Source organism: Ichthyobacterium seriolicida (genome assembly GCF_002369955.1).
Classification (GTDB): domain Bacteria; phylum Bacteroidota; class Bacteroidia; order Flavobacteriales; family Ichthyobacteriaceae; genus Ichthyobacterium; species Ichthyobacterium seriolicida.
Map to the genome: position 1 here is coordinate 1,643,369 of NZ_AP014564.1, position 17,166 is coordinate 1,660,534.

General features: G+C 35.6%; 5 protein-coding genes. All 5 read left to right on the plus strand.

What is annotated here, in order from left to right:
* The first annotated feature begins 24 nt into the window (after nucleotides 1-24).
* The 5 genes from JBKA6_RS07965 (at nucleotide 25) to JBKA6_RS06365 (ending at nucleotide 17,132) form a co-directional block, all read left to right on the plus strand.
* Complete coding sequence (locus JBKA6_RS07965; RefSeq protein WP_262490683.1) at nucleotides 25-2,550, plus strand: hypothetical protein; 2,526 nt, start codon at nucleotides 25-27, stop codon at nucleotides 2,548-2,550.
* A gap of 125 nt (nucleotides 2,551-2,675) precedes the next feature.
* Complete coding sequence (locus JBKA6_RS06350; protein ID WP_096686954.1) at nucleotides 2,676-6,413, plus strand: tail fiber domain-containing protein; 3,738 nt, start codon at nucleotides 2,676-2,678, stop codon at nucleotides 6,411-6,413.
* Nucleotides 6,414-6,579: 166 nt separating this feature from the next.
* Nucleotides 6,580-10,335: a hypothetical protein gene (locus JBKA6_RS07970; RefSeq protein WP_096686956.1), complete on the plus strand. Its 3,756-nt coding sequence runs from the start codon at nucleotides 6,580-6,582 to the stop codon at nucleotides 10,333-10,335.
* A gap of 394 nt (nucleotides 10,336-10,729) precedes the next feature.
* On the plus strand, nucleotides 10,730-12,760 hold the full coding sequence (locus JBKA6_RS06360) for a collagen-like domain-containing protein (RefSeq protein WP_096686958.1): 2,031 nt from the start codon (nucleotides 10,730-10,732) through the stop codon (nucleotides 12,758-12,760).
* A gap of 121 nt (nucleotides 12,761-12,881) precedes the next feature.
* The gene (locus tag JBKA6_RS06365) at nucleotides 12,882-17,132 is read left to right on the plus strand and encodes a tail fiber domain-containing protein (protein ID WP_096686960.1); all 4,251 of its coding nucleotides are present in this window, start codon (nucleotides 12,882-12,884) and stop codon (nucleotides 17,130-17,132) included.
* The last annotated feature ends 34 nt before the right edge of the window (nucleotides 17,133-17,166 follow it).

The following is a 17,166-nucleotide window of genomic DNA, read 5'->3' on the forward strand; positions in this document are numbered from 1 at the left end:
GATTGTATTAATATAACTAAAATTATGAATAGAAAAATTGCTTTTTACTTTGGATTTATATTTTTCTCATTTCTAAGTATCAATTCTCTTTCTAATAATTTTCCTGATAAGTTAAGTTATCAGTTAGTGATTAGGAAAGGTGATAAATTATTAAAAGAAGCTATAGTTAGTATTCGTATTTCTATATATTCTTTAAATGGAAAGATAGAAAATATTGTATACTCTGAAGTTCATTGGAGTGTTAAAACGGATAAAAATGGTTTAGCCTCTTTAAAAGTTGGAGAAGGTATTAGGACTGAATCTTTTGTGAAGTTAAGTCTATCGGATTTACCATGGTCTAATAGTTCTTATTACATCAAATCAGAGATAGATCTGACCAGTAAAAACAATTATGACAAAGCTCTTATAGAAAAGAGTCAGATTCTTAGTGTCCCTTATGCATTTTATGCAGCAGATAGTCCAAAAATAACTGTTGTAGATAATCTAAATTCTAGGTCTGTAACATCTGCTATATCGGCCAATAAGGGAAGAGATTTAGAAAAGAGAAAATTAGATAAAATAAATATTGCTGATAATTTTAATGGAGGTTCTGGTAAAGTTTTATCAGCTGATAGAGGAAAGGAGCTTTATGAAAGGGTAAATAAATATGAAACCAAGATATTTGAACAGGAAAAGGAGTTAACCGCTCAGAAAGAGGGGCTAAAGATTCAAAGTGAAAAAATAGACAAACAAGAGAAAGAGTTAACTGAAGAGAAGGCAGAGTTAACTAAACAGAAAGCAGAGTTAACAGGTAAGATAAATACAGCGGAGACTACTTTAGGAGCTAATATAGCTGCTCAGAGGATAGAGTTAAAAGAACAGGGTGCTAAATTAGTAGAATACGAAGAAAAATTTAAAAAATTAGAGGATGGGAAACTAGAAGTTGTAAACAACCTAGATTTTTCAGCTCATAATGAAAAAAAAGTTTTATCAGCATATCAAGGATATCTGCTTAAGAATATGATAGATAAAAAGGCAGAAAGAGGTCCTATAGGACTAACAGGGCCAGCGGGTCCAACAGGAGAAAAAGGAAAAACTGGCCCAGCAGGTAAAGAAGGTCCTGCTGGGCCTCAAGGAGTAGCTGGACCAGCGGGATCTCCAGGTTCAGTAGGACCTCGTGGTGAAAAAGGCCTGACAGGAGCTACAGGAGCAGCAGGCCCTACCGGCCCAGTGGGTCCAGCAGGACCAAAAGGAGACGATGGTGCTCAAGGGCCTCCAGGCAAGCCAGGACCAGAAAAAATTATTGATGATTTAGACTCTGAGGAGACAACAAGTGCCTTATCAGCTAAACAAGGTAAGGTTTTAGCTGGGATGATAAAAAGTAAATCACCATTTATAAAGACAGATACTGGAGAAAATATCATAACTCTTTCTCATGAAGGGGATAAGAGTACTTCAATAAGTGGCACAAAAAATATGCTTTTAGGTATTGGCTCCAAGTCTTCTAGCGGATCACCTATAAACGAGATCGCTATAGGAAGTGGCGCTCAAGGTAAAGGATCTAATACAGTAGTATTAGGAAATAACAATACTCTAATGACATATTTAAAAGGAAGGGTTTTAATAACTACTGCTACAAAAAATTTAAGCGATCATGCTATAGGTATGTTGAACATTGATGGTAATACTGGTCACACTTTAGACCCTGGAACTCACTTTAGTAAAGATCAAGGGTATTCTTTGACGTACGATAGTTCTCACAGAAAAATAGCTCGTTATATCTCTATCTATGCTAGTCACGCTGTTGTAACAAAGGATATGTTTTTAGCTATATCGGACAAACGTATCAAGAGCATAAAGGGAATCTCAGATAGAAGAGAAGATTTAAAGAAACTTCTAAATATAGAAATTACAGATTATACCATGATAGATAGTATAGAAAGTGGAGTTAGGCCATTTAAAAAAGTAATAGCTCAGCAGGTAGAAAGTATAGTTCAAGAGGTCATAAATATAAATAAAGGTATTATCCCTAATGTATATGAATTAGCTAAATCAATGAGCATTTCTAACGAAGGAAGTACTATCACGACAAACAAGGTTCACAGTTTTTCTATTGGAGATCTCATTAAGGTTATTATAGAGAATGATGGAGAGAGATATGTGAAAGTAAAGAGAGTTATAGATTCTAATACATTTTTAACAGAAGAGATTTTAGATTCTAAAAATAAGGTTTTCATCTACGGTAAGGAGGTAGACGATTTACGATCAGTAGATTACGATGGTCTTACCACTTTAAATATTTCAGCAACACAAGCAGTTTATGAAGAGCTTGTTTCTACTAACAAAAAACTTTCTACTACTGAGAAAAAACTTTCCACTACTGAGAAAAAACTTTCTGCTACTGAGAAAAAACTTTCTGCTACTGAGCAAAAGCTTTCTACTAATGAAAAAGAGCTTTCTGTTACTAAAGAAAAGCTTTCTAATACTGAAAATAAATTAGATACTTTGATAAAGGCATTAAGTAAATCAAATGCCCTTAGTAAGGAAGATATAAAAGTTTTGACAAAGTAAGTTCAAGATAAATTTAGATCCTAGGTTCGACGTATAGAACTACTATATTAGCTTTTTTAAAAGAAAAAGTATTACCTTCGTTAGATATATATATAACAATTTATGTTAATATAAAACTATGAATAATGAATAGAAAAATTGCTTTTTACTTTGGGTTTATATTTTTCTCATTTTTAAGTATCTATTCTTTTTCTAAGAATTTTCCTGATAAATTGAGTTATCAATTAGTGATTAGGAAAGATGATAAATTATTAAAAGAATCTACAGTTAGTATTCGTATTTCTATTTTAGATGGAAAGACAGAAGATGTTGTATACTCTGAAGTTCATTGGAGTGTTAAAACAGATAAAAATGGTTTAGCTACTCTAAATATAGGAGAAGGTATTAGAACTGGATCTTTTGTGAAGTTAAGTCTATCTAATTTGCCATGGTCTAATAGTTCTTATTACGTCAAATTAGAGATAGATATGACTGGTAAAAACAATTATGACAAAGCCCTTATAAAAAAGACTGAAATGCTTAGCGTTCCTTACGCATTTTATGCAGCAGATAGTCCGAAAATAACTGTTGTAGACAATCTAAATTCTAGGTCTATAGCATCTGCTTTATCAGCCGAAAAGGGAAGAGATTTAGAAGATAGAAAATTAGATAAAATAAATATTGCTGATAATTTTAATGGAGGTTATGGTAAAGTTTTGTCAGCTAATAAGGGGAAAGAGCTTCATGAAAGGGTAAATGAATATGAAAAGGTTTTTTCTGAAAAGTTAACAGCTCAGAAAGAGGAGTTAAAGATTCAAAGTGAAAAAATAGACGAACAAAATAAAGAGTTAGCTCAACAGAAGATAGAGCTAAAAAAAGATATATCTGCTCAGGAAATCAAAATAACTGATCAGGATACTAAATTAACAAATCAAAAAACAGAAATTAAGGAGTTAAAGGATAAAGAGTTAACAGTTATTAATGATTTGAACCTTTCATCTCATAATGAAAAAAAAGTTTTATCAGCGTATCAAGGATATAAACTTAAGGAGATGATAGACAACAAAAAGGCAGAAAGAGGGCCAGCAGGTCCAGAAGGAAAAAAAGGAGACACAGGAGTGAAAGGAGATCCAGGTATAGCAGGACCACAAGGTCCAGTTGGTAAAGAAGGACCTAAAGGTGAAACAGGACCACAGGGTAAAGAAGGACCACAAGGTAAAGAAGGACCTAAAGGTGAAACAGGGCTTCAAGGAGTAGCAGGACCACAAGGTCCAGTAGGGCCAACTGGTAAAACGGGACCAGCAGGTGCTAATGGCGCTCCAGGTAAAAAAGGAGACACTGGACCAGAGGGAGCTGTTGGTGCGCAAGGGCCAAAAGGAGAAAATGGTAAAGATGGAGAAAAAGGAGACAGAGGCCCAGATGGTCCAACAGGACCAAGAGGAGAACAAGGAGAACGAGGAGAACAAGGAGAACGAGGAGAACAAGGAGAACGAGGAGAACAAGGAGAACAAGGAGAACGAGGTGAACGAGGTGAACGAGGTCCTGCTGGTATAGATGGTGCGCCAGGAGCAAGAGGTATACCTGGCGAAACAGGTAAAGATGGCCCACAAGGACCACAAGGTAAAGAAGGACCTAAAGGTGAAACAGGGCTTCAAGGAGTAGCTGGACCACAAGGTCCAGTAGGGCCAACAGGTGCTAATGGCGCTCCAGGGGAAAAAGGAGACACTGGACCGGCGGGAGCTGTTGGTGCGCAAGGGCCAAAAGGAGAAAATGGTAAAGATGGAGAAAAAGGAGACAGAGGCCCAAATGGTCCAATAGGACCAAGAGGTGAACAAGGTGAACAAGGTGAACAAGGTGAACAAGGTGAACAAGGTGAACAAGGTGAACGAGGTCCTGCTGGTATAGATGGTACTACAGGAGCAAGAGGTATCCCTGGCAAAGATGGTCTGAGAGGGCCAGAAGGGCTTCAAGGCCCACCAGGACCAGTAGGGACGCCAGGTAAAACAGGTGAAAAAGGCCCAGCAGGAGACAAAGGTGAAGTAGGACCAGCAGGTCCACAAGGTATTCCAGGGCCTCAAGGTCTAACAGGGCCAGAAGGCGCTAGAGGAGAGCGAGGTGAAACAGGAGCAGTAGGGCCAAAAGGAGACGATGGTCTACAAGGACCAGTGGGTCCAGAAGGAAAAAAAGGAGACACAGGCCCTCAAGGGGCTCAAGGGCCTCAAGGTCTAACAGGACCAAGAGGACAACGAGGTGATCCTGGTAAACAAGGTGATAAAGGTGATCCTGGTAAACAAGGTTCTGCTGGTAGAGATGGTAAAGAAGGGCCCGCAGGGCCAGCAGGGCTAGCAGGGCCTCCAGGGCCTCCAGGGCCTCCAGGGCCAGCAGGGCCAGCAGGGCCTCCAGGGCCAGCAGGGCTAGCAGGGCCTCCAGGGCCAGCAGGAATTATTGATAATTTAGAGTCTGATGAGACAACAAGTGTCTTATCAGCTAAGCAGGGTAAGGTCTTATATGAAAAAATAAAAAAATCATCACCATTTATAAAGACAAATACTGGTGAAAGTATTATAACATTTTCTGATGACGAAGATCTTAATTCTCTCGAATCTATTGGAGGAGATGCAAATAACATATTTTTAGGTATTAATTCAGGCAGGAAAGGGCGTTGGAATATAGGTTTAGGAAAAGGAACTTTGAGTAAGAATACTCATGGGCATAGCAATACTTTTATTGGTCATACGGCTGGTGAAAATAATGTAACAGGGGTAATGAATATAGGAATAGGTATTAATTCACTTAAAGATAATCATGAGGGGAATAGGACTGTTGCTATAGGCTATAAAGCTCCTTATATTGCAGACAACTCAAAAAAATGCAATTATAATGAGAGTATCTATATAGGTAATTTATGTGAACCTAATGATACTAAAACCTGTGCTAGTAATAACGAAATAGTTATTGGGTCTGAGGCAAAAGGTAAGGGCGATAATACAGTGGTATTAGGAAATGATAAGATTAAAAGAACATATTTAAAGGGTACAGTTTTTTTATCAGGTATTAATTTCCCCTTAAGTGATAGAAGGGTTTTCAACTTTAAAACTAATCATCATGGCTATAATACCTCTTTTGAGCATTTTACAAATAGTATAAATGAATTAATTTCTTTACATGCTGATGGTTCTATTCTAACAAAATCTAAATTTATAGCTGTATCAGATAAGCGTATTAAGAATATAAAAGGTATATCAGACAGAAAAGAAGATTTAAAGAAACTCTTAAATATAGAGATTACAGATTATACTATGATAGACAGTATAGAAAGCGGCGTTAGGCCATTTAAAAAGGTAATAGCTCAGCAAGTAGAAAGCGTACTGCCACAGGTTATAAATATAAATAAAGGTATTATCCCTAATGTATATGAATTAGCTAAATCAGTTAAAATTTCTAATGAAGGAAGTGCTTTTACAACAAACAAGGCTCATGATTTTTCTATTGGAGATATTGTTAAGATTATAATAGAAAATGAAGGAACCAAAGAGGTAAAAGTAAAAGCTGTTATAGATCCTAATACGTTCTTAATAGAAGAAGTTTTAGATTCTAATAATAAGGTTTTTGTTTATGGTAAAGAAGTAGACGACATGCGATCAGTAGATTACGATGGTCTTACCACTTTAAATATTTCAGCTACCCAAGCAGTTTATGAAGAGCTTGTTTCTACTAAGAAAAAACTTTCTGCTACTGAGCAAAAGCTTTCTACTAATCAAAAAGAACTTTCTGTTACTAAGGAAAAGATTTCTAATACTGAGAATAAATTGGATGCTCTAATAAAGGCATTAAGTAAATCAAATGCCCTTAGTAAGGAAGATATAAAAGTTTTGACAAAATAAGTTCAAGATAAATTAAGATCATAGGTTCGATTAACAAATCACTTGGTAAAAATAATCAACATCAAATTTTTACTGAACCCTTTATTGTATAGAACTACTATGTTAGCGTATTCTAAAAAAGCTTTAATTTCGTGAGTATATAGCTATATCAACTAATCGAACAGTTATGAATAGAAGAATTATTTTTTATTTTGGATTTATATTTCTCTCATTTCTAAGTTTAGATTCTGTTTCTAATAATTTTCCTGATAAGTTGAGTTATCAGTTTGTGATTAGGAAGGAAAATCAACTCTTAAAAGAGTCTACAGTTAGTATTCGTATTTCTATATATTCTTTAAATGGAAATATAGAAGATGTTGTATACTCTGAAATTCATTGGAGTATTAAAACAGATAAAAATGGTTTAGCCTCTTTAAAAGTTGGAGAAGGGATTAAATCTGGAAATTTTGTTATGTCAAAATTATCTGATTTAGAATGGGCAAAAAACTCTTATTATATCAAATTTGAGATTGATTTGGATAGCAGAAACAATTATGATAAAGCTCTTATAACAAAGAGTCAAATTCTCAGTGTCCCTTATGCATTTTATGCAGGGGATAGTCCAAAAATAACCGTTGTAGATAATCTGAGTTCTAGTTCTGTAACATCTGCTCTATCAGCCAATAAGGGAAGAGATTTAGAAAATAGAAAATTAGACAAAATAGATATTGCTGATAATTTTAATGGAGGTGAAGGTAAAGTTTTATCAGCTAATAAGGGGAAAGAACTTTATGAAAGGGTAAATGAATATAAAAAGGATTTTTCTGAAAGGTTAACTTTTCAGGATGAACAAATATCTAAACAAAAGGAAGATTTAGTTACTCAAAAAGAGAATATAGCTCAACAAAAGGAAGAGCTAGAAAGCGAGATAGCTGAGCAGGATAAAGTTCTAGAAAATCAGAAAGAGAGACAAAGTGAAACTATTTCTGAAATTGAAGAATTGAAGAAATCAAGATTACAAGTCATTGATGATCTGAGTATTTTGAGTCATGATGCTAAAAAAGTTTTATCAGCGCATCAAGGATATAAGCTTAAGCAGATGATAGACGCAAAGGAAGAAATAGGGCTAGTAGGGCCAGTAGGTCTGGCAGGAAAAAAAGGAGACAAAGGAGACAGAGGAGATCGAGGCCCAGCAGGACCAGTTGGTCCTACAGGAGCGCAAGGGCCACAAGGTGAAACAGGGACAACGGGAGCGCAAGGACCACAAGGTGAAACAGGGACAACAGGAGCGCAAGGACCACAAGGTGAAAGAGGGCTTCAAGGTCCAGCAGGACCAGATGGTAAAACAGGAACAGTAGGTGCTAATGGCGTTCCAGGGAAAGTAGGAGACACTGGACTAGCGGGAGCTGTTGGTGAGCAAGGGCCAAAAGGAGACGATGGTAAAGATGGGCCAAAAGGAGACATGGGTCTAAAGGGTCCAGCAGGCGCAAAAGGCCCTGATGGTACTAAGGGCCTAAAGGGACCTAAAGGGGTAAAAGGAGACAAAGGTGAACAAGGTCCTGCTGGTAAAGATGGTCCTATAGGAGCGCAAGGACCAGTTGGTAAAACAGGAACAACGGGAGCGCAAGGACCACAAGGTGAAGATGGTCCTATAGGAGCGCAAGGACCACAAGGTGAAAGAGGACCTCAAGGTGAAAGAGGGCTTCAAGGTCCAGCAGGACCAGTTGGTAAAACAGGAACAGCAGGTGCTAATGGCGCTCCAGGGAAAGTAGGAGACTCTGGACCAGCGGGAGCTGTTGGTGTGCGAGGGCCAAAAGGAGACGATGGTAAAGATGGGCCAGAAGGAGACAGAGGTTTAGAGGGGCCAGCAGGCGCAAAAGGCCCTGATGGTGCTAAGGGCCTAAAGGGACCTAAAGGGGTAAAAGGAGACAAAGGTGAACAAGGTCCTGCTGGTAAAGATGGTGATCAAGGCCCAAAAGGGACGGATGGCGCTCCAGGTAAAGATGGTCCACGTGGTAAAAGAGGCCTACAAGGGCCAGAAGGAACACCAGGCAAACCAGGTAACCCTGGTAAAAAAGGAGAAAGAGGTCCAAAAGGACCAAAAGGACCTCAAGGGCTTCATGGTAAACAAGGTCTAGCAGGCGCTAGAGGACAGCGAGGTGAAACAGGAGCAGTAGGGCCAAAAGGAAAAGATGGTCTACGAGGGCCAGTAGGTCTGGCAGGAGCTCAAGGTGAAACAGGAGCAGTAGGGCCAAAAGGTCTAGAAGGAGAACAAGGGCCAGAAGGTCTAAAAGGAGAGCAAGGGCCAGAAGGTCTAAAAGGAGAGCAAGGCGATACAGGACCTGATGGTAGAAATGGTATAGATGGCGCCACAGGTACTCCAGGACCACTGGGACCAGCAGGAGACAAAGGTAAACAAGGCCCTATGGGACCAACAGGTATTCGAGGAAACACAGGCCCACAAGGGCCTCCAGGGCCAGTGAAAATTAAAGATGAGTTAAATTCTGATGACAATACAAGTGCCTTATCAGCTAAACAGGGTAAGGTTTTAGCTGGGATTATAAAAGGTCTATTTATAAAAACAACGACTGGTGAAAGTATTATAACACTTTCTGATACAGATGATCCTAATTCTCTAGAATCTATTCAAGGAGGTTCAAATAACATGTTTTTAGGTTTTGATTCAGGCAGGAAAGGAAGTGGAAATATAGGTTTAGGAGAAGGAGCTTTGCGTAATATTACTGAGAGTGCGGTTGACAATATTTTTATTGGTCATGCGGCTGGTGAAAATAATGCAGGGTCAAAGAATATAGGTATAGGTAATGGTTCACTTAAAAATAATTATAATGGAAGTGAGACTGTTGCTATCGGTTATATGGCTCCTTATATAGCAAAACCCTCAAGTTCAATAAGATACTCTTATAATAAGAGTATCTATATAGGTAATTTATGTGAATCTGGAACTACTAGTTCTAGTACTAACGAAATAGTTATTGGATCTAAGGCAACAGGTATGGGTACTGATAGAGTAGTGTTAGGAAATGATAGGACTAGTAAAACATATTTAAAGGGTACAGTTTTTTTATCAAAACCTCTTGAGAATACCCTTTTAAGAGGAGATAGAAGAATGTTCATATATGACCCTAAAAATAATTGGTTTCATCGTAGTTATAATTACAAATTTACCTGGGAAGGTGACCCAATTCATGAGTGGATTTCTTTATATGCTGATGGTTCTATTCTAACAAAATCTGGGTTTATAGCCGTATCAGATAAGCGTATTAAGAGTATAAAAGGTATATCAGACAGAAAAGAAGATTTAAAGAAACTTCTGAATATAGAGATTACAGATTATACTATGATAGACAGCATAGAAAGCGGCGTTAGGCCATTTAAAAAAGTAATAGCTCAGCAAGTAGAAAGCATACTGCCACAGGTTATAAATATAAATAAAGGTATTATCCCTAATGTATATGAATTAGCTAAATCAGTTAAAATTTCTAATGAAGGAAGTGCTTTTACAACAAACAAGGCTCATGATTTTTCTATTGGAGATATTGTTAAGATTATAATAGAAAATGAAGGAACCAAAGAGGTAAAAGTAAAAGCTGTTATAGATCCTAATACGTTCTTAATAGAAGAGGTTTTAGATTCTAATGATAAGGTTTTTATTTATGGTAAAGAAGTAGACAACATGCGATCAGTAGATTACGATGGTTTTACCACTTTAAATATTTCAGCTACCCAAGCAATTTATGAAGAGCTTGTTTCTACTAAAAAAAAACTTTCTACTACTGAGCAAAAGCTTTCTACTAATGAAAAAGAACTTTCTGTTGCTAAAGAAAAGCTTTCTAATACTGAAAATAAATTAGATACTCTAATAAAGGCATTAAGTAAATCAAATACCCTTAGTAAGGAAGATATAAAAGTTTTGATAAAGTAAGTTCAAGATAAATTAAGATCCTATTAACCCAGATTATCCATGGTTTGTATTTCAATTTAAATGTAAAGTGTTATTTTTAAAGGGGTTCAACCAAAAATAACCACTTTAGATATAGCCCAAAAATGAGGAATAAAAATATATCATTTATAACTCTGAGTTCATCAATGACTACTTATAAATACTGGATAAAGCGATATATTCTATCCGAAAAATTCATACGACTATGAATAATCTGGGTTAACAAGTCACTTGGTAAAAATAATCACCATCAAATTTTTACTAAACCTTTTATTTTATATAACTACTACGTTAGCATATTCTAAAAAAGCTTTAATTTCGTGAGCATATAGTTATATCAACTAATATAATAGTTATATCAACTAATATAGTAGTTATGAATAGAAGAATTGTTTTTTATTTTGGATTTATATTTCTCTCATTTCTAAGTTTAGATTCTGTTTCTAATAATTTTCCTGATAAGTTGAGTTATCAGTTAGTGATTAGGAAAGATGATAAATTATTAAGAGAAGCTACAGTTAGTATTCGCATTTCTATATATTCTTTAAATGGAAAGATAGAAAATGTTGTATACTCTGAAGCTCATTTTAATCTTAAAACAGATAAGAACGGCTTAGCTTCTCTGAAAATAGGAGAAGGGATTAGAGCTAAAGGATTTTCGGATTTAAGTTTATCTAGTTTAGAATGGTCAAAAAACTCTTATTACATCAAATCAGAGATTGATTTGTCTGGCAAAAACAATTATGACAAAGCTCTTGTTAATAAAAGTGAAATGCTAAGTGTCCCTTATGCGTTTTATGCAGCAGATGCTCCAAAAGCAATTGTTATAAACAATTTAGAATCTAACTCTATAGCAATTCCTCTATCAGCTAATCAAGGGAGAATTTTAAAGGAGATGATAGAAAAAAAAGATAAAGGAGACACTGGCCCTGCTGGCCCTGCTGGACCTCGTGGGTCAAGAGGGGCAACAGGGCTACCAGGTGCAGCAGGTGCAAAAGGTGAAACAGGTGCAGCAGGGCCTCGAGGTGAAGCAGGGCCAAAAGGTAACGATGGTGAACGAGGCCCTATAGGGGAAACAGGTCCTCCAGGACCAACAGGGCCAGAAGGAAAGCGAGGCCCAGCAGGTAAAAATGGTGTAGATGGCAAGGATGGTGCTCCAGGAGCAGCAGGCCCAGCAGGAAAAGAAGGGCCAGCAGGAGCAACAGGTGAACAAGGAGTAGCAGGGCCACAAGGTCCTCCAGGGCCAGAAAAAATTATTGATAATTTAGATTCTGATGAAACAACAAGTGCCTTATCAGCTAAGCAGGGTAAGGTTTTAGCTGAGATGATAAAAAGTAAATCACCATTTATAAAAACAGATACTGGGGAAAATATCATAACGTTCTCTGATGAAGAGGAGAAAAGTAAATCAAGTGGCACAAAAAATATGCTTTTAGGTATTGGCTCCAAGTCTTCTAGCGAATCACCTAGCAATGAGATAGCTATAGGAAGTGACGCTCAAGGTAAGGGGTCTAATACAGTAGTTTTAGGAAACGACATAACTAAAATAACATATTTAAAAGGTCAAGTTGTTCTAGAAGGATATATTACAGAGTCAAAAAATGGAACATATTTTGACAGCAAAACAACAAGCAAGGCGACGTTTTTCGTGGAAAAGTCTAGAGCCTTAGATGGGACTAGTAGCGCAATATCGCATGACATTTCTCTGTATGCTAAGCATAGTATTGCAACAGAGAAAAAATTTTTAGCTACATCAGATAAACGTGTTAAGAGTATAAAGGGGATCTCAGATAAAAGAGAAGATTTAAAAAAGCTCCTAAATATAGAGATTACAGATTACACTATGATAGACAGTATAGAAAGCGGGGTTAAACCGTTTAAAAAGGTAATAGCTCAGCAAATAGAAAATATAGTTCCAGAAGTTATAGATATAAATAAAGGTATTATCCCTAATGTGTATGAATTAGCTAAATCAGTTAAGGTTTCCATTGAAGGAAGTGCTATTACAACAAACAAGGCTCATGATTTTTCTATTGGAGATATTGTTAAGATTATAATAGAAAATGAAGGAACCAAAGAGGTAAAAGTAAAAGCTGTTATAGGTCCTAATACGTTTTTAATAGAAGAAGTTTTAGATTCTAATAAGAAGGTTTTTATTTATGGTAAAAAAGTAGACGACATGCGATCAGTAGATTACGATGGTCTTACCACTTTAAATATTTCAGCTACTCAAGCAGTTTACGAAGAACTTATTTCTACTAAGAAAAAACTTTCTGATAATAAAAAAGAACTTTCTGTTACTAAGGAAAAGCTTTCTAGTACTCAAAAGAAATTAGATACTCTAATAAAGGCATTAAGTAAATCAAATGCTCTTAGCAAGGAAGATATAAAAGTTTTGATAAAGTAAGTTCAAAATAAATTAAGATCCTAGGCTCGACATATAGAGCTATTATATTAGCATATTTAAAAGAAGAAGTGTTAATTTAGTCGGTTATGTATCTATAACAATTTGTTTTAATCATAAAACTATGAATAGAAAAATTGCTTTTTACTTTGGATTTATATTTTTCTCATTTTTAAGTATCTATTCTTTTTCTAATAATTTTCCTGATAAATTGAGTTATCAGTTAGTGATTAGGAAAGATGATAAATTATTAAAAGAATCTACAGTTAGTATTCGTATTTCTATATATTCTTTAAATGGAAAGATAGAAGATGTTGTATACTCTGAAATTCATTGGAGTGTTAAAACAGATAAAAATGGTTTATCTACTCTAGATATAGGAGAAGGGATTAGATCTCAAGCATTCTCAGGTTCAAAATTGTCTGACTTAGAATGGTCAAAAAACTCTTATTACATTAAATCAGAGATAGATCTAACTGGCAAAAATAATTATAGTAATGCTCTTATAAAAAAGAGTCAAATTCTTAGTGTCCCTTATGCATTTTATGCAGCAGATAGTCCAAAAATAGATATTCAAAATCATTTAAGTTCTAGAAGTGCAACCAATGCGTTATCGGCTAATCAAGGAAGAATTTTAGAAGAAAGAAAATTAGACAAAATAGATATTGCTGATAATTTTAATGGAGAGGTTGGTAAAGTTTTATCAGCTAAAAAGGGGAAAGAACTTTATGAAAGAGTAAATGAACATGAAACCAAGATAGAAAAACACAAAGAAGAATTAACTCAACAGGAGAAAGATCTAACAGAAAAGATAGCTGCTCAGAAGAAAGAGTTAACAAAAAAGATAGATGATGAGAAGAAAGAATTAGAAAAAAAGATAGAAACCGAAAAGAAGTATTTAGAAAATAAGATAGACGATAATAAAACAGCCTTAACAACTCAGGGCGACAAGATATCTGCTCAGGAAACCAAGATAGATGCTCAGAAGGTAGCTTTAGAAGGCAAGATATTTGCTCAGAAGACAGCTTTAGAAAATACGATAGCTGAAGAGAAGAAAACTTTAGAAGCTAAGATAGATGCTCAGGGGACTAAATTAGGAACCCACGAAACAATAATTAAAAAGTTAGATACAGATTTAGATGCTCAGAAGACAGATTTAGATGCTCAAAGAAAAAAGATAGAAACCCAGCAAAAAGCTTTAGAAGCTAAGATAGATGCTCAGGGGACTAAATTAGGAACCCACGAAACAATAATTAAAAAGTTAGATACAGATTTAGATGCTCAGAAGACAGATTTAGATGCTCAAAGAAAAAAGATAGAAAACCAGGAAAAAGAAATTAAAGATTTAAAGGATGGAGAGTTACAAGTCATTAATGATCTAAAGACTTCAACTCATGAAGTTAAAAAAGTTTTATCAGCGTATCAAGGAAAAGTCCTTAAGGATATGATAGAAGCTCATAAGGCAGATTTAACAGAAAAGATAGATGATAATAAGAAAGTGTTAACTAAACAGAAAGAAAAGGTAGATGAACATGAAGGTAAATTAGCAAAATACGAAGAAAAACTTAAAAATTTAGAGAAGGAGAAACTAGAAGGTGTAAACACACTAGACGTTTCAACTCATGATGCTAAAAAAGTTTTATCAGCGCATCAAGGACATAAACTTAATGAAAAAATAGCCAAAAAATTAAATATATCTGATATTGTAAATGATTTAAACACAGACTCTCATAACCCTAAAAAAGTTTTAGCAGCGCATCAAGGATATCAGCTTAATCAAATGATAAAAACTCAGGAGACAGCTTTAGAAGTTAAGATAGAAAATCAGAAGACAGCCTTAGAAAACAAGATATCTGCTCAGGAAACCAAGATAACTAATCAGGATACTAAATTAGGAACCCACGAAAAAAAAATTACAGAGTTAGAGAATGGGCAACTACAAGTTGTAAATGACCTAGAACTTTCAGATCATGATGAAAAAAAAGTTTTATCAGCGTATCAAGGATATCAGCTTAAGCAGATGATAGACAAAAAAGCAGAAAAGGGAGAGAAAGGAGATCAAGGCGAGATAGGACCTGCTGGTAAAGAAGGCCCCGCTGGAACCCCAGGCGCTACAGGGGCAGTAGGTCTAACTGGTCCCTCTGGTAAAAATGGTACTAACGGGAAAGACGGCATCCAAGGTCCTCGAGGAGCAGATGGAGCAAGAGGCCCAGCAGGTAAAAATGGTAAAGATGGCAAGGATGGTTCCCCAGGCCCCCCTGGGGAACAAGGTCCTCCAGGGCCAGCAGAAATTATTGATAATTTAGAATCTGATAAGACAACAAGTGCCTTATCAGCTAAGCAGGGGAAAATACTAGAGGTCAAAAAATTAAATAAATCTGATATAGAAGATAATTTAACCAGTAATGATGCTAATAAGCCCTTATCAGCTAATCAGGGGAAGGAACTAGAGAACAAAAAAATAGATAAAACTGATATTGCAACTAATTTAACCACTGATGATGATAAAAAGGTCTTATCAGCTAAGCAGGGGAAAATACTAGAGGTCAAAAAAATAGACAAAACTGATATTGTAAATAATTTAACCAGTGATGCTACTAATAAGCCCTTATCGGCTAAGCAGGGAAAAATACTAGATAAAAAAATAAAAGAAGCACATACGCTTATAAAAACAGATACTCACAATAATATTATAACTAAATGGTCTGGTAAGGGTAGTGATGGAACTAGTGGAGGTAGTGGTCAAAAAAATACTTTTTTAGGTATAAGATCTGGTAACGAAGTAGTTAGCTCAGGTAGCAACACAGCTGTTGGTTATGAATCCCTAAAAGATGTCACCTCTGGAAGTAATAACACTTCAGTTGGTGAATCTTCTCTCCTAAAAAATACTACTGGGATGCATAATACTTCAATTGGCAATAGTTCTCTAAAAGAGAATACTAGTGGCTCATATAACACTTCTTTTGGCTCATTCTCTCTTAGAAATAATACTGCCGATTTTAACACTTCATTTGGCTATAATTCTCTCCAAAATAATACTAAAGGCAAATATAATACTTCTGTTGGTGCGAGTTCTCTCCAAAACAATAATAATGGCTCACATAATACTTCAATTGGCATAAGTTCTCTCCAAAGCAATAATAGTGGCTCCTATAATACTTCAGTTGGCACGAATTCTCTCCAAAAGAATACTGAGGGCTCCTTTAATACTTCAGTTGGCATGAATTCTCTCCAAAAGAATACTAAGGGCAAACAAAATACTTCTGTTGGCTCTTTTTCTCTCCAAGTAAATACTGAGGGCTCCTTTAATATTTCTGTTGGCACGAATTCTCTCCGAGATAATACTACTGGCTCCTGTAATACTTCAGTTGGCACGAATTCTCTCCGATATAATACTACTGGCTCCTATAATACTTTGATAGGGACACGTTCTTTATATAACATGGTTAAAGGAAATAATAATATATCTATAGGATGTCATGCTGGCAATGAAGATAATTCAAAACATAAATTCACGGAATCAAATAATTCTATTTTTATAGGGAATAATACTAAGGCGTTAGCAAATAAGAGTACTAACGAGATAGTTATAGGGCATAGTGCGGTAGGAAATGGAAATAATACTGTAACCATTGGTAATAGTATTACTAAAACTTACTTAGGAGGAACAGTTCATGCAAATGGCGTACAACTCACTTCTGATAAACGTATCAAGAGCATAATAGGCATATCAGATAAAGAATCAGACCTTAAAAAACTTTTAGATATAGAAATCACGGATTACACTATGAGAGATACTAATAAACTGGGTAATCAGCATTTTAAGAAGGTAATAGCTCAGCAGATAGAAAGTATAGTTCCAAATATTGTACAAAAGAATAGTGGTATAATTCCTAGTGTCTACGAATCAACTAAATCAATAGAGACTACAAATGATACTACATCAATTACTACAAAAAAGGCACATGGATTTTCTAAGGGTGATACAGTAAAACTAATTTTGGATGATGGCAAAGAGATTTTTGTCAAAGTAAAAGAGATAAAAAGCACCAATACTTTTGTAGTAAAGTTAGGAAATGAAATATCTCCAAATAGCGTGTTTGTATACGGTAAGGAGGTAGACGATTTACGATCAGTAGATTACGATGGTCTTACCACTTTAAATATTTCAGCTACTCAAGCAATTTATGAAGAGCTTGTTTCTACTAAGAAAAAACTTTCTGCCAATAAAAAAGAACTTTCTGCTAATAAAAAAGAACTTTCTGTTACTAAGGAAAAGCTTTCTAGTACTCAAAAGAAATTAGATACTCTAATAAAGGCATTAAGTAAATCAAATGCTCTTAGCAAAGAAGATATAAAAGTTTTGATAAAATAAGTTCAAGATAAATTAAGATCCTATTAACCTGGAT

Bases quoted from the DNA above. Each gene is read 5' to 3' on its own strand.
- JBKA6_RS06350 (WP_096686954.1), top strand. From the start codon at position 2,676: ATGAATAGAAAAATTGCTTTTTACTTTGGGTTTATATTTTTCTCATTT.
- JBKA6_RS06360 (WP_096686958.1), top strand. From the start codon at position 10,730: ATGAATAGAAGAATTGTTTTTTATTTTGGATTTATATTTCTCTCATTT.
- JBKA6_RS06365 (WP_096686960.1), top strand. From the start codon at position 12,882: ATGAATAGAAAAATTGCTTTTTACTTTGGATTTATATTTTTCTCATTT.
- JBKA6_RS07965 (WP_262490683.1), top strand. From the start codon at position 25: ATGAATAGAAAAATTGCTTTTTACTTTGGATTTATATTTTTCTCATTT.
- JBKA6_RS07970 (WP_096686956.1), top strand. From the start codon at position 6,580: ATGAATAGAAGAATTATTTTTTATTTTGGATTTATATTTCTCTCATTT.